Origin of the sequence: Spirosoma sordidisoli, assembly GCF_004138325.1 — a bacterium.
In the GTDB taxonomy this organism is placed as follows: domain Bacteria; phylum Bacteroidota; class Bacteroidia; order Cytophagales; family Spirosomataceae; genus Spirosoma; species Spirosoma sordidisoli.
Window position 1 is genome coordinate 201,219 of the sequence record NZ_SBLB01000002.1, and the last position, 21,842, is coordinate 223,060.

Genomic DNA, 21,842 nt, shown 5'->3' on the forward strand with positions numbered 1-21,842 from the left:
CTCTCCGTCTGCTCACGTAGTACTACTTTACTTTGATAGATTGTTGCGTAGGGTGAGGAAATTAAAGCTTATAACGATTACTATACATTCCACATTTAAATTTTGAAACATTATGAAATGGATCTCCTTAATCAAAAAAAATTTTACCTCTAGCGAGAGAAGAGAACTAGTAAAACAATCGGATGATCATATTGTGCAAAAAAAATCTGAAATAAATGCAATTCATTTGGATAGATTGAAACGCCAACTAAATAAAATACAGCCAGAAGGTGCGCAGCCATTAGTTCAAAATACTCAAAAATTAGCTTCAGAACGATTCCTGAAAGATAATGAACGTATCTGGACTGTAACAACAATTTTTCTCCCTCTAACATTGGCTGGCTTAACTCAGCTCAAGAACCAAGGCTTTGGTGCCATTATACTGCTTGGTCTGGGTTCAATATATTTAATAAACTTCTGGTATGTAGCGACTGAAAAATTGAGAGAGTTTCAAGAAAAAAATCTGGAGGCAGTTGAGTTGTATGATTTGTACTTAGGAATTGATACTAAGGCTCTTTTTTATAAAGATGACAATATAGAGCAAATACATGATGAAATCAATAGAACACGGAAGAATAAGCCTAAAACTGTAACTGACCTTCTCGCTGGTTTTCTAACAACTTTACGATCTGTAAGAATACAGGAGGCTCGCTTATATATGTACTATTTAGTTACTTCAATTTGGCTTTTAGTGATGACAAATGCGATTATACTTAAAATATTTCCAGCAGAATCAGCTAATTTCAAAACTAATTTGTTTATTAAAATACACGATACTACTCTCAAGTACTTCTCATGGAGAAATGGAAACTGTTGACATCCAGGGAGCTATTTTCCTCTAAATGGCTGATGCTTCGTCAAGACGAATGTCTGCTCCCTAGTGGTAGGGTCATTGATGACTTTTTTGTCGTAGAAGTACCCGATGGAGCGGCAATTGTAGCTATTACAGATGATAATGAACTGTTGCTTATCAAACAATATAAACATGGGTTTGGAGATTTTGTATTAGAGCTACCAGCAGGTATTGTAGAGCAAAACGAAGATCCAGCTTTGACAATAGCTCGTGAGTTAAGAGAAGAAACAGGATTCGTTGCCACTAATATCGAATTTGTAACAACATTAATTACAAAGCCCGCTCGTATGTCAGCACGAACACAAATCTATTTTGCTAATGGTGGGAGGTTTGAATATGATCCAGAGTTTAATGATGCAGAAGTGATAGAAAAGATTCTGGTTCCTGTGGCTGAATTACCAGCGTTGATTGCAAAAGGAAATATTATGGTTGAAACGTCCTTAGCCGCTCTATTGATGGTGTGGGATAAGCTTGTCAAGTAATGAGAGTTGTCAAGATTCAACGCATTATATCAGGTGGCCAAACCGGTATTGATCAGTTAGGACTGGAAGTGGCCAAATCGCTCAGCATTCCAACAGGCGGTGTAGCTCCTAAAGGGTTTCTGACCGAAGATGGTCCCAACACCCAATTACGCGACGTTTACGGCCTGGCGGATCATATATCAGCTGACTATCCACCCCGTACCAAATCTAATGTACAGCAATCAGATGGTACCGTCGTGTTTGGCGAACTGACTGGTGGTACGAAGCTCACGGTTGATGCCTGCCAGAAAGCCGGTAAGCCCCACATCATTAACCCAACTGCCGATGCGCTACGCGTCTGGTTGATTGAGCACCAGATTAAGGTACTAAATGTGGCCGGTAATCGGGGGAGCAGCCTACAAGTCGAGCAGCTTCAGCAATACCGTAAAATCCTCTATGATGTACTGACGACGAATCAGCGTCTGGCCGTGCTGTTCCGGAAGGAGCCTGCCCAATGGGGACTGCGCGGTGATCCGTACTTATGGGCTGAACTCAGACAGGCCGGAGAAACGCTGATGCTACCCGAATCGACGGATGCTTTAAAAGAACTACTGCGGTTGCTGATTCACAACTTGACAGGTCTGGAGCTAAAACCTGGTCAGGAACAGCAGGTTTCCCGATACAAGTTTGGTGGCATGAGCAGCGGTGTTGTGAGTGCTAATTTCTGGTTAGAAGAAGCTATACCCTTGTTAAGACATCGGCTTACGCTACTTCGGGAGGGGGACTTGTAATTTGTTGGCGTAGACACTGATCCCGGCAAACTGACAAGAGGGTTAGTTACAGGTGTTGCCGTAGCGTTTCGTAGCCGGATGAATGTCTGAATGTTCTAAAATGAAAACACTTCAGGATTTTGACTTTAGTGGCTTTTCAGCCCTTGAATCAATATTAGAGAAAACGTATGGGGGCGTCGCTCAGGCATTAGCCAGTTTAACGCTCTTCGCGCACCCAGAAACAGTTGCTCAAACAGGAAACAGGGCTCTGTTCCCAATAATCCGCGCAACGGCTGTCTCTCAGCGTGGTACTGTTCTGGTAGACAAAAAATTGGTGTTGTGTGACAATACAAGTTGTCAGGATGCTTTTCTTTGGACACATTCACTGAAGTATCGACAGTTTAAAGATGTACAGTTCAATCATGTCTATTCGATCAATGAGCCTGATTACTATACATCACTGGCTAATATCTGTGTAACGCCGGTTTTTCTGGCTAAGCTGACGGACACTCACGAGGAATTTAAGGCAATACTCAGATATCGGGTTTATGCCTGTTATGGATTTGTACCGACTGGCTTTGCACTCCCAGAAAAACCCACTGTTTATGATCAGTTAGAATGGGCACCGTTTATGCCAGTTGTCAATAACCTGGCTGATGTTATCCGTAAACGGTTAATCAAAAAAAAGAAGGCCAGGGCTGCTATCGCTGTACAAAACTTCGGTTGGATATTCTCGGATGATGCAGTTTAACGAACGCTCAGGATCTCCTTCCATCTCGTCGTATAATTTGGCGATATCCACTGCCGTTTGTGATGCCACTCCGGACTATAGCCCGCGCTTGCCAGCCTGACCCGGTCGCGGCCGTGCCGGTGATTGATCTTGTCTACAACTTTCGATAAGCTGGACAGCCGCTGATCCGGCGCATCAGTAAACAGCGCCTGTTGCCGGTGGCCAGCCGGTACCAGTCCTGACAAGATGACGCCTACTTTCTGATATTCGTAGCCAAAGGCATAGATCGCCTGCAGGGCCGCCTGTGCGTAGCGGACCAGTTCGGGCGTGCTGCTGGTGGCATGAGGCAGGATAGCCGTTCGGCTATTCGTGTACTGCTTGGCCGGTAAGCCGTTGCCGGGCGTTCGGCGAAATCGATTCGTATGTAGGAAGATCGTTAGCGCACAGGCGGCTGAATCCTGCTTCCGTAACTTCTCGGCCGCGCGGCTGACGTGCGTGGTTAGGGCCTCCGTGATGGTGGCCAGATCGGGAATCAGCTTGCCAAAAGAGGGAGCCGTACAGATGGTCTGTTTGGGCGCTGCTTCCAGCTCCAGCAGTTTGCAGGGCATACCCCGTAGCTCATAGGCCAGGCGTAACCCGTTGACTGTCAGATTTGCGTTGATCCAGTCGTCGGGGAGGGCCGCAAACTGCGCGGCTGTACGGATCCCGTTTCGTTTCAGCATACCGGCGTAGCGCCAGCCGATGCCCCATAAGTCTGCCACATCGAAATCGGCCAGGGCCGCCGTAATCTTCTCAGGGGTGTTCAACAGCAGAACCCCGTTGTGTTCGACCTGACGCTTAGCGTAGTAGTTAGCAATTTTCGTCAAGGTCTTGGTCGGCGCGATGCCTATCGAAACCGGTATGCGTGTCCACTGGTCGACCGTAGCGCATAGGGTATGGGCAAACTGCTGCAAGTCGGGATAAATCCGTTCGTAGCCATCCAGATTCAGGAACGCTTCGTCGATGCTATAGATTTCTACCTCCTCGACGAACCGGTTTAAAATGGCCATCACCCGCGCCGACATATCACCGTAGAGTGTGTAGTTGCTGCTGAAGACTCTGACCTGATGCTGTTCGATCAACTCGGTAAGCTGAAAATGAGGAGCGCCCATCTTAATCGGAATGGCCTTGGCTTCATTGCTGCGAGCAATGACACAGCCATCGTTATTGCTGAGTACCACAACCGCTTTGCCATACAGCGAAGGGTCAAAACTGCGCTGACAGCTGACATAAAAATTGTTACAGTCGACAAGGGCCAGCATGATTACCGAGTTTTCTGAATCACGAAGGTAACCACGCCGAACACCCTGAAATCATCGTTGGGCTGTACATAGATAGGCTGGTATCTAGGATTGGAAGGCAACAGGACAACCAGCGGATGAGCATACTGGATACGCTTTACGGTATGTTCACCATTGAACCAGACAACGGCAATTTTGCCGCTGGTGGCCTCCTGAGAGCAATCAACAATTAGGATATCGCCCGGCTCGATGCGGTCGCCGGTCATGCTGTCGCCGGTGACGCGAACGAAATAAGTCGCTTCGGCATTGGTGATGCAGAGGTCGTTTAGATCGCAGACCCGATCAATATAGTTTTCGGCCGGTGAGGGAAAGCCAGCCTGGACCAGACTCTGGAAAAAGGGAATGCGCAGCCGGGTCTCTACAGTTGCCCTGGCGAAGTCATATACGCTCAAGCGTTCTTGTGTACGCAATGCCGTCATGTAATGAATTGATTACGGCAGCGATACTAGAGAGTTAAATTATATAATACAAGTAAAATATAAAAAATTATGTTTTTATGACCCAAACGCAACGTTCACTCGCTAGAATTGATATTCATTCGCCACACCTGGACCTTATGGCATAGTAAAAACATAATATCAATCGATTTTAAGTAGCATTGCTAAGAGTTCGCCATGGGATGCCCGGTTGATTTACAGTGCTGCTCCGGCATACTGCCCTTTACGCATTCGCACGATCTGTGATCTAAGTCGTCTCAAGCTGTGCGGGTATTTCGAGAATAAATTAAAGAACCAATTTTGCTCTTTACTTAGTGTGGTTACTTATTCTCGATCATGTCAGGTGGTTTTTACCTGGTCCTATAACAATGTTGAACGAAGGGACTATCTGCCAAAGCTGCCCTGAGCTGGAAAAAAATACGTGGGGCTTGGAAATGCACGACCACTCATTTGCTCAACACTTGCGCAGGAAATACCAACGATTCAGGCCGTGTAACGCTCAACGCGGATAAGACGCGTTGCTCGGGTATAAAATCGATGCTGAGTTGGCTACCAGAAGAGCCTATGAACTGACTGGTGACTCGCTGATGCCGATCGACTAGACCGGCAGGTAGACATCATCCTGAGGCTTCAAGCTGATCAGTGCGATAAACCGAAGTTTGTTCGGACTGGTAGCGGTGTTATCGTCACCGAACTGGCTCGCTAACGAGCGTTGGCTAGTTGTCCTGTTAGTGGTAGAAGTACTTTCTTGACATATTTCAGATTATATAATCTAACGATAATGGTGTATAGCCGGGAAGTTCGCTTTGATACTGGGTGTCCTTCCATTGCCGATATTATCGACAGGGTCCGTCAGCGGACAGGTATACATCCTATTTACTTGTCTGATAAATGGCTCCTGGTCAACCCACTTGACCAGAACGATCTATTTAGCCTATACCCCATTGGGGAGGATTGTATTGTTCTAACTAACGAAGGGCCTACCACGGATTTATTAATGACTACTTTATATGTACTTTTAGAAATGGGAGGCTATTACACAGACTGGGCTGGTTAAGTAGTTGATTTATCAACATAAGCCAGCTTATCTAACAAAACGAGCCAATATGGCCGGTTGGTCGTTTCCGTTCAATGATATCAGCCTTCTCAAACGTTCTTCGATGATATGATGACCTCTGGTGAGGTACTAGCTGGCAATCTACAAGAGTTAATTCAGCTCAGACAGATCAGACGGATTCAGATTTATATGATTGATGCAGATGAGTTGCACGGTGAAGGATTCATTGGTCTTTCAAGTACGAATTTATTGAGGTTGATCAATCCTGGTATAATCTTAATCGAATACATAAATATGAGTGCAGCGATGATACCCTATCGCTCTATTTTCCCTTCCATTGAGCATCTTCGGTTAACATAGTGGCACATATTCAACAAAACTGTATGAAGCTTTTTCAACTCATTATAGGAGGTGTTTTGCTAGTTCAGCAAGTCTGGGCTCAACCAACAATTCATCTACAATTGATTGGTCAGTCTAAAGAACCAACTTATCTAGAATATATTGATGTTTTTGATAATGAACAACTAACCATCTTATCTAATGTAAGACAGAAAGCGCAGTGGTCCGTCAAACAACCCATATTTTTGAGAGATGCTGACCACCGCAGCCAAGCTCTATACTTACTATTCCCGGGTAGATCCTACACCTTAACACGGGGAACAAACTACTACTTAACCGCAAAAACAGCCTTCGATACAACCAATGCTGTTGCTAACTGCCATCAACAGTTTTTTGATGCACAGAAATCGCTTAAACAAGGCGATTGGGATTTCGAAAAAGAATACTTGGTTGGCACTACCTATAGTAAGCTCACATTTGCCGAACGAGCACTTGAACTTCATCAGCGTTATCGAAGCCGCTTAAATTATTTGACTCATTACGGCCACCAGCACCACTTGACCAGTAAGCAATTAACCCCTTGGAAAGACTACTTTTTCTATCAGTACATACGAGGCTTAGTGGCTCATAATCCAATCCAGATTCCACTTGATTCAACGAAACAGTACGTTCACTTCTTTCGGGATGACGCCAAACTATACATTCCCGAGTACCGTGCTGCGGTTACTGGTCTGTTACGTGTAATGGCTCACCAATCTTCAGGTAAGCTTGATTTCGAGCGGATGTACAATACAGCATATCGGTCGTTTTCGGGGGCTACTCGTGATTACTTGTTATTTCATATTATGAAAACATTGAGCCAGCCGAAAAGGGACAAATCACCCAACCTCGATTTTGATTTACCGCTAGCTCGCAAATTACTACCCGCTTTTCAAAGGGATTGCCAACTGCTGGCTTATGTTGAGTATGTTTCTAAATCAATGGACTTCCTTACCAACACTCGGTCGTCCGCAAGAGATGAAGTAATCCTCTTGGACAGGTTAGGAGTATCTACGACTTGGGCTCAACTGTTAGCCAATCATCGTGGTCGCGTCGTATACGTAGATTTTTGGGCCAGTTGGTGTGCTCCGTGTCGGGCTGAACTGCCTGATTCTCATCAGCTACGAAGATCGTTGGCGAACAACAACATTAGTTTTCTTTACATTTCAATGGACAATGACCCTCAAGCTTGGGCCAACGCGGTGAAACAAGTTGGTCTTGAGAAAACAGCTAGTTATTTGCTGACTCACTCGTTTCAATCAGCTTTGGCTAAACAATACCAGTTGAAAGCCATTCCACGTTACCTATTATTTGATCGAAATGGGAAGTTGATATCGGCCAAAGCAAAACGTCCCAGTGACAAGTCTCTTCGAGTTCAATTGCAAGATTTATCTCGGTAAAATAGTCAATCTAATATTTGATTTTATACAGAGTAATCGCCATTTCGACATACGGCTGATTCTTACTTTCATCTACTAATATAATTGCACTTATACAACATTAGTGAATGAAAAAGGACTCAAAGTTAGGCGTTGTGATCTTTGTATTCATAGTTAGCGTCATGTTGATTAGAGACGTATATCGACATAATGAATTATCAAAAACCTTGAAAGAGTGCTCTGTTTACACAGTGGGAAATATTTATAAAGTCTATACTTTACGCGGTATGCCCCATGCAAAATACACTTATAATATTGGTTCATATACCATTAAGTACGATGAACGCGTAAACAATTTTGATACTGGAGAAACATGGTCAGTTGATGCGAAGAAGCTAGCAAAGAGAAGGTTATTTTTGCAAGTAAGTTGTAGCGACATTAATACTCATCGTATACTATGGAATACCACAATACCGGATACTTTACATCAGATACCCACGGAAGGCTGGCAACAAAAACCATCTTGGGTAAAAGAATGGTTGCATTGAAGATTCAATTATTGTATGAGGATAGTTGCACTATTTTAATAATATTAAGTTTTGCTACGTAATCTAATTTCTGAAAATAAATCCTTTGTATAATGGTACTTATACAACAAAAATGAAACGGTGGCTACTACTTGTTACTTGGCTTCTTTGTGAAGCTTACGTCAGTTTCGGTCAGACTAAACCAAACGATGTGTACTTGATTAAAAAGATACATTCAGTAAATAATTGGAATGTTATATATGCTTCCAAACAGGACAGTTTGTATAAAATAGTTGTACAAAAGGAAAGTGTGACGACACCTAATTGCCGTAAACTATTTAAAGGTCATTACTATAATTTGGTTTTGCATTCGAGAAGAGCTAATCCACCAATTATAAATGGCGTTAAACTAGCGCCAGTAAATTACTCAGACGTTCACTGTTATAGTTATGATGAACGAACAGCTATATGCATTGAGCCAAAAAGAGGAATTTACGATTTATACATGGCAGAGAATATTCATGGATTATGTATCACGCAATAAAACTTTTCTAAGACAGTGATCAGAAGAAAATCTAACCCATTCTCTGTTTAGTCGACTAACATAATCTGCGTTAGACAACGATCTACCAAATAGTACAATATGCAAAGGGTATATAAGGACACTTTATATTGAACTTTTCAATGGAACAACTAAATCAACTACCCTGGTACTTCTATGCATTTTTTGCTTTACTAGCCATCTATTCATGGGTAGCTGGTTTCGCTTACATACATAGAGAGAAAGGTAAAAAAGGCTTAATTAAGGCAAGTATTTTATTTCTAATCAACATTGTTATAACAGTGGCAATGTATAGATACTTTACTACGAAAAAGACTAAAGATCTCACTCGGCACAATACGGCCATTTGTATCACTTTTTGTAGGTCAGTTGTATAACTAGACTTATGTAAAGGGAGTAAATTGAGAAAGGAAACAATTCGTTACAGGGGTTACTTTCTTGGCTTTGTCTTACCTCTCACTGTACCGTCTGGGCTATTTCCTTTAGTTTTATTTGAGGGACATCAATGGTGTTCGTCGTGGAGAGGTTGCAAATAGGATTGGAAACAACATCTGTCTGGTAGAACATAAAGCTATACCGTCTGGCTGAGTCTAACCGGCTCGCTTCTGGACTGTACGTCTTGACTACATTCTTATAAGCTCTCCCATTAAAACTTACATCTCTTCCAAAATTTTCCCTTACAGAGTTGGTATCTAAACTGATTAGCAGGGCATTCAGCGAATCATTTGTGTTGCAGGTTTCTCGACCAATGACTCTGCCTGATACCATTTCAAAATCAACTGTGGGCAGTCCACATCCTGAAATCATCTGGCAGACAACAGCTAACGATATAAATCCCTTTTTCATAAGATCGTCTTTATAGCAAGACTCTAATTAACAAGGAAAGGTGGCAATGGCTGTTGTATAAGTGGAGGTTATGTTAGCCTAAGTCACTATTTCTTCAATCTAACATCCTCGACCCTCGCTCGAAATAAGCCTTAGCAAAAACGGGCCACTGGAGGAACACGATTGATCGATGGGCCATGCACGTCTAACCTCTCATCAAGATCGAACGAAAATGCTCCTTCAACGGTGTTTGACTGCTGATTATAGGCAGTAATCCATATCCAGTTAGGACGACAACCTGCGTACTGGTAGGGTTTGATCAACCCTCCTCCATTAATCAGAAGCCAGCAGTTAGCCCGCTCAACATCAACCGTTCGGTTTCTATCAAGTTGACTCAGCTTAAACTTACCTTTTTTGAGTGGAATGTTGTAGAGATGGAATCGTTATGTATGCATACAATCACTATTACAGCCTAGTACCATTCTTGACTTATTTGGTAGCAGTTACTAGAAGATTGTCAATAGCAGCTTTTGCCTTATAATAAGGGTTTAATGCACCCAGTGAGCTATCAACTCCGATCCAAGCTTGGCGAATAACACCTTCCTGATCTATTACAAAGGTGGTAGGAAAACTCATTACTTGAAAGGATCTGGCCAGGCTCTGCGCATCAGCTACCACCTTAAAATCAAAGCGATTCTGCTCAAAAAAAGCCGACTTTAATCGATCCGCTTTATCGGTTGAGAAACCAATGAAAAGAACATTCTTTCCTTTGTACTCCTCAACTAGTTTATTCAGGGCGGGTATTTCTGCTCGGCAAGGTGCGCAACTCATGAACCAAAAATTCACAACGACGATCTTCCCCTCTAATGAAGCCGCATCATACGTTTCGCCGTTTATAGTTTTAAAAGATTGGAGGGGCGCTTTCTGACCTTTAACACATTCTTCCCAATCGCTATAAGTCTGTTTTAGTTTTTGATAAGTAGGATCCAGGGTGGGAAACAGTGATTGTGTATTTGGAGATTTACTCTCCATTATCTTTCGTCTGTTCTTGTGTAAAGTTTCAGAACAGAGTTTTAGGGTTGCAGTGCTTTGAGCACATGAGCTTGAATTCCCTAGTTGAAGTGAACAAAACAAAATAGCCAGGAAAAGCTGTAGGAAGAGGAGAGGTAAGGAACGCATGGCTGGAATCTTTACGTGAACACTCATTCTAATAACATGGAAAAATTGGTTTCCTTACATAAAAACATCTTCAGAAAGCTACACTTAGTTAATGGTTATTGACCCGTGAATAGGTCTGTAAAGTTTACATCCGATCGATGCATCTTCTGAAAAAGATGGACAACCTCTGCGAGCAGACGTCTTTGCGAACTAATTCACGCATCAATAACTAGAACCTCCCTATAATAACCTCTACGTTATTTCTACTTGAGAGTAGTCATTAAAATACCTGTAAGATCTTGAATTGATAAATCCCGCTTAATAACGGTTCCCGTAGCATCTAGTAATAAATTGTCAGGTATACGTTCCACGTTAAAGGCTTCAAATACGGTGGTGCTCTCCATCGTTGTCAACCAAGGTAAAGATTCTTTTTGTAGTGCGACTTGGCCCATAGCCTTATCAAATTCGCGGGAAATGGTAAGAATTTCAAAACCCAACGGTTGATATTGCTTGTAAAGCTTCTTTAACGAAACATGTCTCCACAAACAGGAGATCAAATGGCTAGACGAAAAATCGATTAGAATAAGCTTTTTCCTGAGCGTTGGTATAGCGATATGCTCGCCTGATAAGTTAGAGAAGGAATAATTGAAAAGTTTGCCTTCTGTCTGTTTGCCTAATAGGTTTCTTTCAATGTATTCGTAAGAAGGATAATGTCTAAAAGCAGAGAGTTTACCAAATAGTTCTAATGCTGTTTTGTAAGGTAAACTAGAAAAATGCGTGGCAAATAAGTACCAACTCGCAGCTGAAGAACTATTCTCTTTGATCATATTCGCTATCACAATCTCATAATTTCTTCTTAGTGAATCAGCCATTTTTTCATACACAAATAAAGAGTCACCAGCGGCATTAAGTAATGATAGATCGATTGGTAATGTTGTAGATACTTCAGTTAGTTGGTCTAGTAAGGATCGTTGCTGTTGCCATACTTCACTGTTGGAAGATCCTGAGATAACAATTGGTATAGAAGCTGTTGGATCATACGCGATATCAATTTGAGGGGAGTCAATCAAGAAATGAACGTCTTCGTTGTTGCCTTCAATCCAAATGTAAGCAGAACTTAAATCGGCTGTACTAACTTTGAACGTAGCCTGTCGATTGACTACTATTGCCGTGTTTACAATTACGTTTTGATATAAAGGCTGGACTACTAATTTCGTTTCTCTGCCTTCCCAAGCAGCTGGTAAAAAGCACTTGACTTGACTAGTACGCTGAGCATTCCCTAGAGTGGGCACACAAAACAACATGCCAAAACATATCAAACTGACTACTATTCTAATGCTGTCTTTTTGTTGCATAAATGGCAGTACGTCAAGAATTTTCTGAGATTACACTTAATCTTTCTGTTAGCTATCACACTTCTTGTGATAATTTATAACCGTCTAGTTCTTCTTAGGCAGAGCTGTTTTAGGCATCACTTGAAACAATGAATCTATCGACCAATGCTCTACTGGCTTGCTTTTAATTTTCGAACTCACTGAAACTTGTCCTCCAGAAGTTAAAGCAACTGGCCTGGACCGGTTAGGCATAGGTATTGCATCCCCCTTCCCGTTTCGAGTAGGTATGTCCAACGCATTTCCTTTTCCTTTGAGTAAAGGCATATTATCTATATTCTGAATCTGCAATGAATCGTTTTTTTGCTTCACTGAATTTTGTTGGGCGAAACTGGCTGTTGCAACTAACAAGCATACCAAGATTGCTACTATTTTCATGGTCAGTTATTTATGCATTTATGTATAGACCCGCCTTATACCTGTAAGTTTACTGTATAGGTGGTACTAGGCTAAGTATTGTTTCTATATCTGATCCTCATACCCCAGATCAGCAATTTTGCAGCCGGTTCGAGTAATAACCAAGACTCCAAATTTATCCGACTCGCAGGAACCTTTTCTTGTACCCAATTTATCATACCGCACACACTCTAGGCTGGTAATTTCCCCTTTGTTATTTCGACTGATTACTTTCACCTCTGCTTTAATTCCATATTCTTGCAAAACCTGTTGTTGAACCTGCTTGATTTGGCCATCTGTGAACGTTCTAGTCACTTTAAAAATAGGTTCATCAAGTATGCTGACATTAGTCGTGATCCATGTCAGTAGCAATAACATCACTTGTTTCATAGTCTGAATTGGTTTTGAATCTATTAAATAATCTAGCGTATGTTAGTTGACTTTTTCTTTTCATTGATTTTCGTACAAATGAAGGCTTACATAGATCTTGAAAAGTCAAAGTCAAAATAAAGGAAGGTTGTAAATAATCTTGTTTTTCAGCGGAACCTGCTCTCCCGTTTTGCGTTGAGCAACCAGTGTCAATTCCAATTCGTAACGGTCTCCCGGCTGAGCCATCGTGTAAAAAATGTTCATGGGCTCGGGACTTCCCTGTCGCCAGAAAGCGAAAGCTGTGTATTTGTTAGAGCGTAATAGTGTAACCTTCGCCTGACTGATAACAAGGGCGGAATAGTATTGCTTTGTTGCAAGAGCTGTGGTGTCAAAAACAACGGAGAAATCTCTGAGCTTAATATCCCTTCTTACTCCAGACCAATCGGTTATAGGCTTGCGATCGGCAAAAACTCGAACGTTGTCTAATTCGTTGAGTGTCGCTATAGTTTCATCAACAGTGTTTTGTGCCTGACTACTGCTCATAAGTAAGCAAAACCCGATAGTTTGGAATACAATGATGCAGAGCATCATAACCATTGTGTCAGCCCCATTACCTAAAGGGGAGAAAGCTAGAATACGTCTACAACACGTCGAACAAAGTTTGCTAGAGTTCGTCAAAAGCTAAGGCAGATTGTAGTCAATCTTTATTACACGCTTACCCTTCTTATCGGGCTCTCCTATCGAGATCGAGTCAATGTCTTTCCTCTTATCAGATACTATCTGCTTAATATATTTGACATCTGTCAATGACTTGCCGTTTAAAAGATAAGTAACTGTGCCTGCTGGATAATCAAACAAGTTAATTGATTTCCTCTCCACTCTAACTATGCTATCAAGTCCCCCGTAATCGGTACGTTCACCCTTTAATGGCTTGATTTGGTCATAAGAGGGGAAAGCTTCTTGGGTCTTCTGTACTTGGCCAATGGCAATATTATTGCAAAGACTCAAGCTACACACAGATATCAATAGGAGATAGCCTTTCATAATTTTAAGCTTTTACGTTGGAGACCCTTATCTACTCGCGTTGGTTTGCATGACATTAACTTATTTGTTGTACTAGCACGAATATGTAAAGAGACTATTTGCATAAAGCAAAGCAACTGCCAGCTTTTGTGAATACGAGTAGGGCTTGTTTAGTTGTATTTAAAATCAATTAAGGTTATTTCATAATGCTGCCTCTGACCATTAGCTATAATTTTTTTTTGTTTGTCCATGACATTATGCAAGCTTGTGTCTCCCACTGTAAAGGATGGGCATGGCTTCTTCGTATCAGGGCACCACTCCTGTTTAGAATAGTTATGGAACTTGCGAACTAGAATACCAACGTCGGATCTATAACCAAATACGCTGTCAATTTGAGTGTAAATTAATGGCAACCGGTTTGTCTCCCAGGCAGTACGGACAACTTTTGCGTAGCAGAAGAAATAATACTTCTGGCTGGTTGTTACTTGACTGAAAGCTATCAAAGGAAAGCTCAACAAGCTTACCAGATAGAGTGTTATAATCTTATTCATAGTCAACTTCGGTTGAGTAATCTTGCGTATCCAAGCGACTGTATCAAACAACGCCACATCACAATTTCTGTTGTATAAGTGGCAGTTCTGCTGATTATGCCTGTAATTGACCATTCACATCTACTACCCTCTTGGTATTAGTGCTTATTAGCAAGTTGATAGTTTAGACCGATTTGCGGTTGCCACGAATTATAACTTCCTCCAGATTCAACTTTATCTTGCCAGCCAAGAGCAAAATCAACTCCTAATGCCGAGCTAGCTTTCATTGTCACTCCAACAGCTACGGAACGAGAATAAATAAATCGAGGCTTAGTATTAAGACCACTAGTGGCCACTACAATCCCGATTGGAGTAGTTTGAGTTGTAGTAATAGGGTCTGGGCCGCAACGAGCTAATTGACCCAATTGATAGGAACCTACCACAAAAGGAGAAAACCGAGTACGTGTAAATTGGTAGCGAACCCCAGGACCCGTTAACCAGGCTTCCGTCTGAATGCCTTGCTGATGCTCCCGGCTCCACGTGCCTACTAGACCTACCCACACGTTACTGGCAATAAAGTATCCTCCACAAGCCTGGACAGATAAGTATTGCTCAGGCCGTAGTCCATTTGAATAACCCACCTGTGAACCTACCAGCCAGGAGCCATGACTGTACGGTAAAATATTGGCATCATGTTTAGGCTGATTCTTACTCTGTGCCTGACAAAACAGTGAGCTACATAACAGTAAAATGAGCAAGTATTTTTTCATTACTGAGATGGTTTTCTTAACTAACTGTTTCTGTCTATTTTCCTGATGTAAAGAATTTACTATAAGGCAAACTTTATTATATAATCTTGCTTATGATAACTAGAGCGCAAGATGACCCTAGTTTATCCGTTCCACCCGGACGCAGTTAACGTAGATAGTATATTCAATCGTCGAGAGTAGTGTATTTGACGAATAATTAACCAAGGGGCAGAAAAGAAATGTTGTATTAATGGACTGATATACAACTGTATATTCTGGTCATTTTAACATGGAGCGCATCATCAGTTTACGGCGAAATAAGATAGTCAACACCCTCAAAATCTCCAACCAAAGTAATACCATCATTCGGCCGCTGCTATCCCGGAGTAGCAAACGCCGAGACCGAATCCGTTAAGCCACCAATGGATCGATTGACTTGTTAGAGCGGGGGAGTATGCAAACCTGAAGCAGTTGTTAGCCGATACCGTGATGACAGAACATGATTGTAATTGATAGGGGTAACAAAGCAGGAACGACTGTGGCAGGTGCGTTATAATCGTCATATAGTAAACGAACGTTTGCATTGGGACAAGGAAGAAACGAGCTCTGAAGGGCAATCCTTGAATGTTCAGGATAAGGAGCGTTTTTGCGAGACCTTAACATTAATTAGTAGCATACGCATAAACGGATGAAAGGCAGTATATCATGGCCTATGTGCTGTGATGACACCTAATCGGGCAAGTCATATAGATGTTGAGGCTCCAACGCGTTGATTTGGTTCGTAGTCTGCCGATACCGTTGAGTGGCCGCATAAACCTGCATCCGGGCCCGCATAACCGAGCCTAAGGGCTGATGCTCCACGAGGGAATGAGCCGGGTTAAAGGACAGCCGCTCATCGAACTCCGCTCGCTTCGTTTCAGAGTAAGCCCGTTGCGGAGGTAAAACTAGGCGCCCTACGGTTCAAAGTAGAAGTATGAATCAACACTTTACAAACTGATTGTCAGCGACCCCTGATCAAACGCGTTTGGCAAACCTAAGCTGCGACACGGCAGGCAGTATAAAGCTAACGTGAACAGATCCGTTAAGAGGGCCGGCACCTGCCGGCCCTTTTTATAGTCTCACGTCAAAATGGCTCTGATTGATTTTCATCAGCTGAAGAGTCCTGATTTTAGCTTGTACAACCGTGAGAGGGAGCGCTGATTCAGGAAGGCTCCCTGTCAATAGCTTTCATAAATTCTTCCGTTTCGATCCCCGAACGAAGTACCGCGCAAACAGCAGTAGTGCCATGATGGCGCTGCCGATGAATGTGAGCCCGTCTTCGCCCGATTCGCGGCCCACGTATTTCAGGATAATAAGCCCGCCGAACAGCAGCAGCAGAAAGGGGCTTGCGTCGATCTCCTGCGTTTGTCGGCCCAGGTACTCGTTGCAGATCGTATCCACCACGTAGCTATCTATAACCGGCTCCTGCCGGATGCGCTCGGCCAGCTCGGTAATCATGCGCGGATTGCCCGCGCTGGTGTCCCAGATCTTGTTCTGAATCCATTCCGTACCGTTCATAGCGAGGTCGGCCGTGAGCCGGTGCAATAGCCTCAGCGAGTCGGGCCGGGATAAGGGCGTCAGCTCTATCTTCTCGAAATTCCAGAGGAACGAGCTTTTATCGAGCGGGATACGGCGCGCACTGGTGACGATTACAAAATGGTCTTTCAGCTGCTCCAGCGCTTTCACCACCGTCGGGGTAATGCGGTCGATGTCGTTGATCAGCAGCACGTATTCCTTCCGGTCACAGCAGTCGGTGAGCAGTTTACACAGGCTGGGTAGTGATTCTTTGCTGACCTTCGCCCGTACCGCGTCGGCGTCGGTCGTTTTGTAGAGCAGCTCGGCTACGGCTTCCCTGCTGCCGAGGAGGTGAATCAGGGCGCTGGCTATCGACTTTTTAAAGTCCGAAACATCGTCGATCTCCAGCACCTTACCCGGGTAGCTGAGCGACTCCAGCAAAAAGCTTTTCCCGATTCCGGTAGGGCCAACGAGAATAACGGACACCTTGTTGCTGATCAGTTGCTGGATACGCCGGGCTTCCTCGTCGCGGCCCACCAGATCAGGAATCAGCATAGCGGGCAGGTTGATTCGGGCCTGGGTTGCTGGAAACAGCGTCGACCGCAAGGCCCGGTGCAGCCGCGCCCAGCGCGTTGGGCGCGGGGTGCTGGCTTCGATCAGCCCGCGCAACCGGTCGCGGTCGGCATGGGCGTAAATGGTGCTGGTCTGCAGCTTTTCATGGCCGAGCAGATCCCGAATATCCGCTAACTCCGCCCCGTTGGCCCGCAGGTTCGTCGCGAACGTATGGCGGAACCGATGCGGGTGCAGGTGCGGAACGTCGGGGTGTTCGTCGGACAGCTGGCGCATCCACTTGTTCACACTGGCGCGGGTAACAGGCCTATCATTCCCATTGCCGGGAAACAGGTATTTTCCCGAACGCCCTTTCTTCTCGACCAGCCTGGCAACGGCCGCAAACAGCCGCTCCGACATAGGCAGTAGCCGGTAAGTCTCCTTGCCGCGCTTTTTCAGTGACCGGACCCGAACCAGTTTCTTGCGAACATCGATATCGGACCATTGCAGTCCGATAGCCTCCGTCACCCGTAAACCAGCGTCCACGAGTAGGAGCACCTGTACCAGATGCGCCGGATTATGGATGTAAGAGATAACCCGTTCGGTTTCCTGAATGGTCAGGAATTTTTCTTCCTGCTGTGCTTCCATGGGTATAGCTGCCTGGGTACTTGAAAGGGGCTGGATCGTTGACCGCGTTTCCGGACCGTAGTTGCTACCGTCTGCAGGATCCGGAACCGATCAACGGTACAGGCCGGTGTTTATCAAATAGGCTGATCGGGCGTACCAGGCTCTGGCTTCGCTGCAGGGTAGCTGGTGCTGGCTGCGCTGGCCAGCGCAGACACAGCCGTAACGATGGCGTTACGCTCAGCGGGTGGTAACTGCTGCAGCCGGGCAATCTCCCGGCTGATCTTGCGCCTGATCCGTTGGCGATCGGTGCGGTCTGTTCCCAGATACCGGTAATCGTGCAGCCGGCCATCCGGCACGTAATTCATGTACAGATACTCCGTGGCCGGTCCCTGGCGCGTCATCGCCCGGAATGTCACAAGATGCCAGTCGGCAAGCATGTCGGCATAGATCGGATTCTCGTAGGTACTGATCAGCACGTCGACATTATCGGGCAGATACCGGACAAGCCGCAACAAGTCGCGGTGGTCGTCGTCGGTCAGTTCGCAGGCATACACCGCCCGGGCTGCGCGCCGGGAACGGATCGGGTAGGGCGGATCGAGGCAGAGGCAGTAGCGCACCGTCTTGTCGAACGGGTAGGCGGCCAGGAACGCCAGCGCATCCCCGTGCAGCAGCTCCACCGACTGGCGGAAGGAAAGCAGCCGATCGAACCAATCGGAAAACACCTGACGGCTGGCGTCCATCAGCACCGATACCGAAGCCGGCCGTTTGTGGCGGAACACCGAACCATTCCCCAAAAACAGTTCCATGTAGATATCATGGGGCCGGATATGGTTGATAATAGTCTGAGCAACCCCGTTGCCCGACTTACCGCCGAAGTAGGAATCGTAAGGACCTGGTAGGGGAGTTGGGTATGTCTGCATCGTCGATGGGTAGTTATTTTTGAATGGCCCTGGCCCCCGTAGCGGGTTACAGCTACAGCGGCCGACTCGTGGAAATGGTAATCAGGTTGGCGTCGATGGTCGTGCTGGGCTGCAGCTGGCGTTTCAGCAGCGCTGATTCCAGCGCATAGCGCCGGTAATCGGGCGCCAGGGGCGGTAGCGGTTCGGACTGTCGGGCGGTAGTGAGCCGGCTCTGCACTTCCCGGCGCTGCCGGATAATCTCTCCTTTTCGATAATCGCCGGCATCCTTGTATTCGTCGGCCAGCTGCTGGAGAAGCAATTCCTGCGACCGGATGCGTTGCCATTCGGAACGGTACACAAGCAGGGCCCTTTCGTACTCGCTACGCCTGGTTTCCCGCTCGATGGTGAGCAGCTGGATTCGGTTAAGGATTTCGGTGTCATCGTGGGGCGCCTGCCGGATAAGCAGGTTCTTTCGGTACGCCAGATCAATCGTATGGCCGGTCTGCATCAGTGGTCCGTCGAAATACGTCAGGTCGGTAGTGCTCTGCACCTGCACCCGCAGGCAATGCCGGTTCAGGAGCCGGTTCAGCGAATCCAGCGGAACGCTGGTCAGCGTGTGCTGGCGTTCGGTGGCGATGATCCCGGAATGGGAGAAGCTAATAAGCTGCGTTTCGGTCGACCGCGGCAACTCGAAACCGGCGCGCGTCAGGACAACCATCGTCGTACCCTCGGCCCGGTAGAACTGGCCCGAACGCTGGCGTTTCTGCGCGTCGGTATAGGTTACCGTCAGCATATCGCGCGACCGCTTTGCTTCCCGCTCCACATGATCCCAGGTCGCAAAGGCCCTGTTGTAGCTGGTCCAGAACCCTTGCGCGATCAGCGGCTGGCAGAAGAACCCGCAGGCCAGAAACACCACGAACACCATAGCCTCGCTGCGGTGGTCCTGCGCGGATAGGCGCATATGCGGGTTAGCAGGCAGCACAAACGGCCGTTTCGAAAACGGATACAGCAGCGGCACCCCCTGTTTGGTACACATATCGAACAGCAGATGCGACAGCAGCGCGTAGCCGGAAACAACGGCGTAGGCCTTCGGAGCCAGCAGCAGCAGGCCCGCTACCCCCGACAGGAAAAACAGCGAGTGGGTAACCGTGCGATGGCCGAACCGGCCCTGCAGCCAGGACGCCAGCGGGAACACCGTGCGACCGATCAGACTGCGCGTATGATCGATGTCGGGCAGCAGCGCGAAAAAAACCGACGCCCCTATCAGCGTCGGCTTTTCAAACACATTGACATCGTGGAAACTGCCGAAGATGCCCGTAAACACGATACCACCCGCTACATGGTTGTAGCCCTGCATACCTCAGAATGAAAAACAGGTTTCGAGTTTGAGGCCGTTGGCCGTGTTGATGGTCTTGTACATCATCCGGCCCGTTTTCACATCGAGCACTTCAACAACGGCCAGTTTCCCGCTGTCGAGGTAGCCCGTGAAAAAACCGGAGGGGCTGAAGTGGCTGCCCTTCCGGCCTTCCTGATTGGTAAACGCCACCTGAATGGCAAACGAATCGTCGGGCACGTCGGCTTCTGTCGGCTCGCCGTCCTCGTCGAGCCCGGGCAGGGTGACCGTTCGCAGCGCCGTAGCCGGGTCGGTATCGGGGTCGAAGTACCAGACCGACAGGGTAATATCCTGTGGCTGCTCATAGCACAGATTCCCGACGAGCTGAAAACCACCATCCTGCTCATCATTGAATGACTCAAAATCGCTATTACCGTAGCCGGTAAACACAGTCGCGACCTCGGTTTGCTGGCACGACACCGCAACCAGGCTGACCGCGATCGTAGCGAACGCGTAGACAAACACAATAACAGCCAGGGACGCAAAGGAAAGGATGAAACGTTGCATACGTCAAGGGGTTAGAAGGTGAATGGATCAGAAAAACCGGAGATGGGGGAACTTGCCCGTGCGGGCAATTGTGAGGCTCCCGGCGTTGGTCAGGCCGGGCATAGAAAAGCTGTACGTACCGGTCGGCATGAACCAGTATTGCCCCCTGTACTTGCCGGTACCATCCTCGGCATAGAGCCAGAAATTCTGAGCAGTTCCGTCTTTCGACAGGGTCAGATTCGCCGTAGCCTCGTTGGCCGGCGCTGTTTTCCAGCTGCATTTCAGCTTGCCGAACGACGGGTAATAGCCCCGAAAGTGGACCGACGAAAAACTGTTTTCGTTGTAGCACAGCAGCCCGTTACTCCCCTCGGCGACCTGAAACTTGAAAAAGCCACCCGTTGCGTAACCGTCGGCGGTCAGGTACTGAGCGATGTACCAACCCGCATTGACAGTTTTACGGACATAGCTTCGGCCCGTTTTTTTCACAACCCGGTACGTCGGCTTCGTTGGGGGTGGGTCGGTGGCCGTGGGTTCGGACTCGGTACGCCACAGAGCGACCGTATAGGACAACGGCCTGAACACTTCCGTCTCATTGTTCATATACTGAAACGTCAGCTTTCCTTTTGGCAGGGCCGCCAGACGGGCGTTCGCGTCGTCGGGTTCATCATCGTCGGGTTCGGGGCTGTCGGCCTCGTAGGAAAGATCAGCCCCGGTGGCCGTGCTGGTCCGGCCGCTCGGCGTCGTCAGCGCCTTGTCGCACGCTGCCAGGCTGAGCACCGAAAGCAGCATGGTAATGAGTTTCATCATATAGTTGGCAGTCTGTGAAAAGCAGACCGGCAAAACTAATAATAATTAGCAAACAAATATTAGTTTGTAATGCATAGTTATAAAACAGAAAACCCGATCAGCAAAGCCAAACGGGTTTCCACCATCTTACAAAATACGATCAGCCAGCAATGAGCATAAATGATGCTTTAGTGTCATTGGGAAACCACCGGTAGTTCCAGTAGCTGATCAGAATATTGACGGGCAATCTGGTTCCGGGTAATTGGTACATTGTATGTTAGCGGCTGCTTACCGGTACCGGGGAGATCCTATACGAAGGCCAAAGCAGCTATGCTGCGGCTACCTCAGTATTCTGGAAGGGTTGTCCGTTGTACTTAAGAAGATAAGTAAAAAGGGGCTGTGTAAGGAACTAGTATGAAGCAGGATAGGCTGTTTCGTGTCGGTTTCTATATAAGGATGTGAATCAGCTTTTGTATAGGATGACTCCCTTTTTGCTTACTACCTGTCAGCCTTTGAAAAGAGCCTCTGACGTCAAGATGGAACTGGAATTGCCCACCTCTGTGCATAGATGATA

The 21,842-nt window shown here is 46.2% G+C and carries 21 protein-coding genes; 6 read left to right on the forward strand and 15 right to left on the reverse strand.

What is annotated here, in order from left to right:
* Positions 1-112 precede the first annotated feature (112 nt).
* The 4 genes from EQG79_RS09315 to EQG79_RS09330 all read left to right on the forward strand — a co-directional run bounded on the left by EQG79_RS09315 (position 113) and on the right by EQG79_RS09330 (position 2,874).
* Positions 113-856, forward strand: coding sequence for a hypothetical protein (locus EQG79_RS09315; RefSeq protein WP_129601288.1), 744 nt, complete (start codon positions 113-115; stop codon positions 854-856).
* A gap of 32 nt (positions 857-888) precedes the next feature.
* Positions 889-1,374: an NUDIX hydrolase gene (locus EQG79_RS09320; protein WP_165358866.1), complete on the forward strand. Its 486-nt coding sequence runs from the start codon at positions 889-891 to the stop codon at positions 1,372-1,374.
* On the forward strand, positions 1,374-2,144 hold the full coding sequence (locus EQG79_RS09325; protein WP_129601290.1) for a YpsA SLOG family protein: 771 nt from the start codon (positions 1,374-1,376) through the stop codon (positions 2,142-2,144). Before EQG79_RS09320 ends, EQG79_RS09325 begins: the two co-directional genes overlap by 1 nt.
* Before the next feature lie 100 nt (positions 2,145-2,244).
* Complete coding sequence (locus EQG79_RS09330; RefSeq protein WP_129601291.1) at positions 2,245-2,874, forward strand: hypothetical protein; 630 nt, start codon at positions 2,245-2,247, stop codon at positions 2,872-2,874.
* Here EQG79_RS09330 and EQG79_RS09335 read toward each other — a convergent pair.
* Positions 2,871-4,154, reverse strand: coding sequence for a Y-family DNA polymerase (locus EQG79_RS09335; RefSeq protein WP_129601292.1), 1,284 nt, complete (start codon positions 4,152-4,154; stop codon positions 2,871-2,873). The two genes, EQG79_RS09330 and EQG79_RS09335, sit on opposite strands and share 4 nt — an antisense overlap.
* 2 nt (positions 4,155-4,156) lie before the next feature.
* Entirely contained in the window at positions 4,157-4,612 is a 456-nt protein-coding gene (locus tag EQG79_RS09340; protein ID WP_129601293.1) for a LexA family protein, read from the reverse strand.
* Between the two features lie 1,458 nt (positions 4,613-6,070).
* On the opposite strand from EQG79_RS09340, the gene EQG79_RS09345 reads away from it, so the two are divergent.
* On the forward strand, positions 6,071-7,465 hold the full coding sequence (locus EQG79_RS09345; RefSeq protein WP_129601294.1) for a TlpA family protein disulfide reductase: 1,395 nt from the start codon (positions 6,071-6,073) through the stop codon (positions 7,463-7,465).
* 107 nt (positions 7,466-7,572) lie between these two features.
* Positions 7,573-7,992 carry a hypothetical protein gene (locus tag EQG79_RS09350; protein ID WP_129601295.1) on the forward strand — a complete coding sequence of 140 codons (420 nt, stop codon included), beginning with the start codon at positions 7,573-7,575 and terminating at the stop codon, positions 7,990-7,992.
* 997 nt (positions 7,993-8,989) lie between these two features.
* Here the strand turns inward: EQG79_RS09350 and EQG79_RS09355 are convergent.
* The 13 genes from EQG79_RS09355 to EQG79_RS09415 all read right to left on the reverse strand — a co-directional run bounded on the left by EQG79_RS09355 (position 8,990) and on the right by EQG79_RS09415 (position 21,289).
* Positions 8,990-9,379 (reverse strand): hypothetical protein, encoded by a 390-nt coding sequence (locus tag EQG79_RS09355; RefSeq protein WP_129601296.1) that lies wholly within the window; start codon positions 9,377-9,379, stop codon positions 8,990-8,992.
* A 468-nt stretch (positions 9,380-9,847) separates the two neighbouring features.
* On the reverse strand, positions 9,848-10,390 hold the full coding sequence (locus EQG79_RS09360; protein ID WP_165358867.1) for a peroxiredoxin family protein: 543 nt from the start codon (positions 10,388-10,390) through the stop codon (positions 9,848-9,850).
* Between the two features lie 389 nt (positions 10,391-10,779).
* The gene (locus EQG79_RS09365) at positions 10,780-11,871 is read right to left on the reverse strand and encodes a DUF4369 domain-containing protein (RefSeq protein WP_129601298.1); all 1,092 of its coding nucleotides are present in this window, start codon (positions 11,869-11,871) and stop codon (positions 10,780-10,782) included.
* Between the two features lie 84 nt (positions 11,872-11,955).
* Positions 11,956-12,285: a hypothetical protein gene (locus tag EQG79_RS09370; RefSeq protein WP_129601299.1), complete on the reverse strand. Its 330-nt coding sequence runs from the start codon at positions 12,283-12,285 to the stop codon at positions 11,956-11,958.
* Positions 12,286-12,369: 84 nt separating this feature from the next.
* Positions 12,370-12,693: a hypothetical protein gene (locus EQG79_RS09375; protein ID WP_129601300.1), complete on the reverse strand. Its 324-nt coding sequence runs from the start codon at positions 12,691-12,693 to the stop codon at positions 12,370-12,372.
* 111 nt (positions 12,694-12,804) lie between these two features.
* Positions 12,805-13,215: a hypothetical protein gene (locus EQG79_RS09380; protein ID WP_129601301.1), complete on the reverse strand. Its 411-nt coding sequence runs from the start codon at positions 13,213-13,215 to the stop codon at positions 12,805-12,807.
* Positions 13,216-13,353: 138 nt separating this feature from the next.
* Positions 13,354-13,716 (reverse strand): hypothetical protein, encoded by a 363-nt coding sequence (locus tag EQG79_RS09385; RefSeq protein ID WP_129601302.1) that lies wholly within the window; start codon positions 13,714-13,716, stop codon positions 13,354-13,356.
* Positions 13,717-14,383: 667 nt separating this feature from the next.
* Entirely contained in the window at positions 14,384-14,995 is a 612-nt protein-coding gene (locus tag EQG79_RS09390) for a hypothetical protein (protein ID WP_129601303.1), read from the reverse strand.
* Positions 14,996-16,201: 1,206 nt separating this feature from the next.
* Positions 16,202-17,725 carry a tyrosine-type recombinase/integrase gene (locus EQG79_RS09395; RefSeq protein ID WP_129601304.1) on the reverse strand — a complete coding sequence of 508 codons (1,524 nt, stop codon included), beginning with the start codon at positions 17,723-17,725 and terminating at the stop codon, positions 16,202-16,204.
* Positions 17,726-17,838: 113 nt separating this feature from the next.
* Positions 17,839-18,624: a DNA adenine methylase gene (locus EQG79_RS09400; protein ID WP_129601305.1), complete on the reverse strand. Its 786-nt coding sequence runs from the start codon at positions 18,622-18,624 to the stop codon at positions 17,839-17,841.
* 52 nt (positions 18,625-18,676) lie between these two features.
* The gene (locus EQG79_RS09405) at positions 18,677-19,960 is read right to left on the reverse strand and encodes a metal-dependent hydrolase (RefSeq protein ID WP_129601306.1); all 1,284 of its coding nucleotides are present in this window, start codon (positions 19,958-19,960) and stop codon (positions 18,677-18,679) included.
* 3 nt (positions 19,961-19,963) lie between these two features.
* Positions 19,964-20,503, reverse strand: a complete 540-nt coding sequence (locus tag EQG79_RS09410) for a hypothetical protein (RefSeq protein WP_129601307.1) — start codon at positions 20,501-20,503, stop codon at positions 19,964-19,966.
* Between the two features lie 27 nt (positions 20,504-20,530).
* Positions 20,531-21,289 (reverse strand): hypothetical protein, encoded by a 759-nt coding sequence (locus EQG79_RS09415; protein WP_129601308.1) that lies wholly within the window; start codon positions 21,287-21,289, stop codon positions 20,531-20,533.
* Positions 21,290-21,842 lie beyond the last annotated feature (553 nt).

What these genes read in the sequence shown, in the direction of transcription:
- EQG79_RS09315 (WP_129601288.1), top strand. Translation starts at nt 113, where the DNA reads ATGAAATGGATCTCCTTAATCAAAAAAAATTTTACCTCTAGCGAGAGA.
- EQG79_RS09320 (WP_165358866.1), top strand. Translation starts at nt 889, where the DNA reads ATGCTTCGTCAAGACGAATGTCTGCTCCCTAGTGGTAGGGTCATTGAT.
- EQG79_RS09325 (WP_129601290.1), top strand. Translation starts at nt 1,374, where the DNA reads ATGAGAGTTGTCAAGATTCAACGCATTATATCAGGTGGCCAAACCGGT.
- EQG79_RS09330 (WP_129601291.1), top strand. Translation starts at nt 2,245, where the DNA reads ATGAAAACACTTCAGGATTTTGACTTTAGTGGCTTTTCAGCCCTTGAA.
- EQG79_RS09335 (WP_129601292.1), bottom strand. Translation starts at nt 4,154, where the DNA reads ATGCTGGCCCTTGTCGACTGTAACAATTTTTATGTCAGCTGTCAGCGC.
- EQG79_RS09340 (WP_129601293.1), bottom strand. Translation starts at nt 4,612, where the DNA reads ATGACGGCATTGCGTACACAAGAACGCTTGAGCGTATATGACTTCGCC.
- EQG79_RS09345 (WP_129601294.1), top strand. Translation starts at nt 6,071, where the DNA reads ATGAAGCTTTTTCAACTCATTATAGGAGGTGTTTTGCTAGTTCAGCAA.
- EQG79_RS09350 (WP_129601295.1), top strand. Translation starts at nt 7,573, where the DNA reads ATGAAAAAGGACTCAAAGTTAGGCGTTGTGATCTTTGTATTCATAGTT.
- EQG79_RS09355 (WP_129601296.1), bottom strand. Translation starts at nt 9,379, where the DNA reads ATGAAAAAGGGATTTATATCGTTAGCTGTTGTCTGCCAGATGATTTCA.
- EQG79_RS09360 (WP_165358867.1), bottom strand. Translation starts at nt 10,390, where the DNA reads ATGGAGAGTAAATCTCCAAATACACAATCACTGTTTCCCACCCTGGAT.
- EQG79_RS09365 (WP_129601298.1), bottom strand. Translation starts at nt 11,871, where the DNA reads ATGCAACAAAAAGACAGCATTAGAATAGTAGTCAGTTTGATATGTTTT.
- EQG79_RS09370 (WP_129601299.1), bottom strand. Translation starts at nt 12,285, where the DNA reads ATGAAAATAGTAGCAATCTTGGTATGCTTGTTAGTTGCAACAGCCAGT.
- EQG79_RS09375 (WP_129601300.1), bottom strand. Translation starts at nt 12,693, where the DNA reads ATGAAACAAGTGATGTTATTGCTACTGACATGGATCACGACTAATGTC.
- EQG79_RS09380 (WP_129601301.1), bottom strand. Translation starts at nt 13,215, where the DNA reads ATGAGCAGTAGTCAGGCACAAAACACTGTTGATGAAACTATAGCGACA.
- EQG79_RS09385 (WP_129601302.1), bottom strand. Translation starts at nt 13,716, where the DNA reads ATGAAAGGCTATCTCCTATTGATATCTGTGTGTAGCTTGAGTCTTTGC.
- EQG79_RS09390 (WP_129601303.1), bottom strand. Translation starts at nt 14,995, where the DNA reads ATGAAAAAATACTTGCTCATTTTACTGTTATGTAGCTCACTGTTTTGT.
- EQG79_RS09395 (WP_129601304.1), bottom strand. Translation starts at nt 17,725, where the DNA reads ATGGAAGCACAGCAGGAAGAAAAATTCCTGACCATTCAGGAAACCGAA.
- EQG79_RS09400 (WP_129601305.1), bottom strand. Translation starts at nt 18,624, where the DNA reads ATGCAGACATACCCAACTCCCCTACCAGGTCCTTACGATTCCTACTTC.
- EQG79_RS09405 (WP_129601306.1), bottom strand. Translation starts at nt 19,960, where the DNA reads ATGCAGGGCTACAACCATGTAGCGGGTGGTATCGTGTTTACGGGCATC.
- EQG79_RS09410 (WP_129601307.1), bottom strand. Translation starts at nt 20,503, where the DNA reads ATGCAACGTTTCATCCTTTCCTTTGCGTCCCTGGCTGTTATTGTGTTT.
- EQG79_RS09415 (WP_129601308.1), bottom strand. Translation starts at nt 21,289, where the DNA reads ATGATGAAACTCATTACCATGCTGCTTTCGGTGCTCAGCCTGGCAGCG.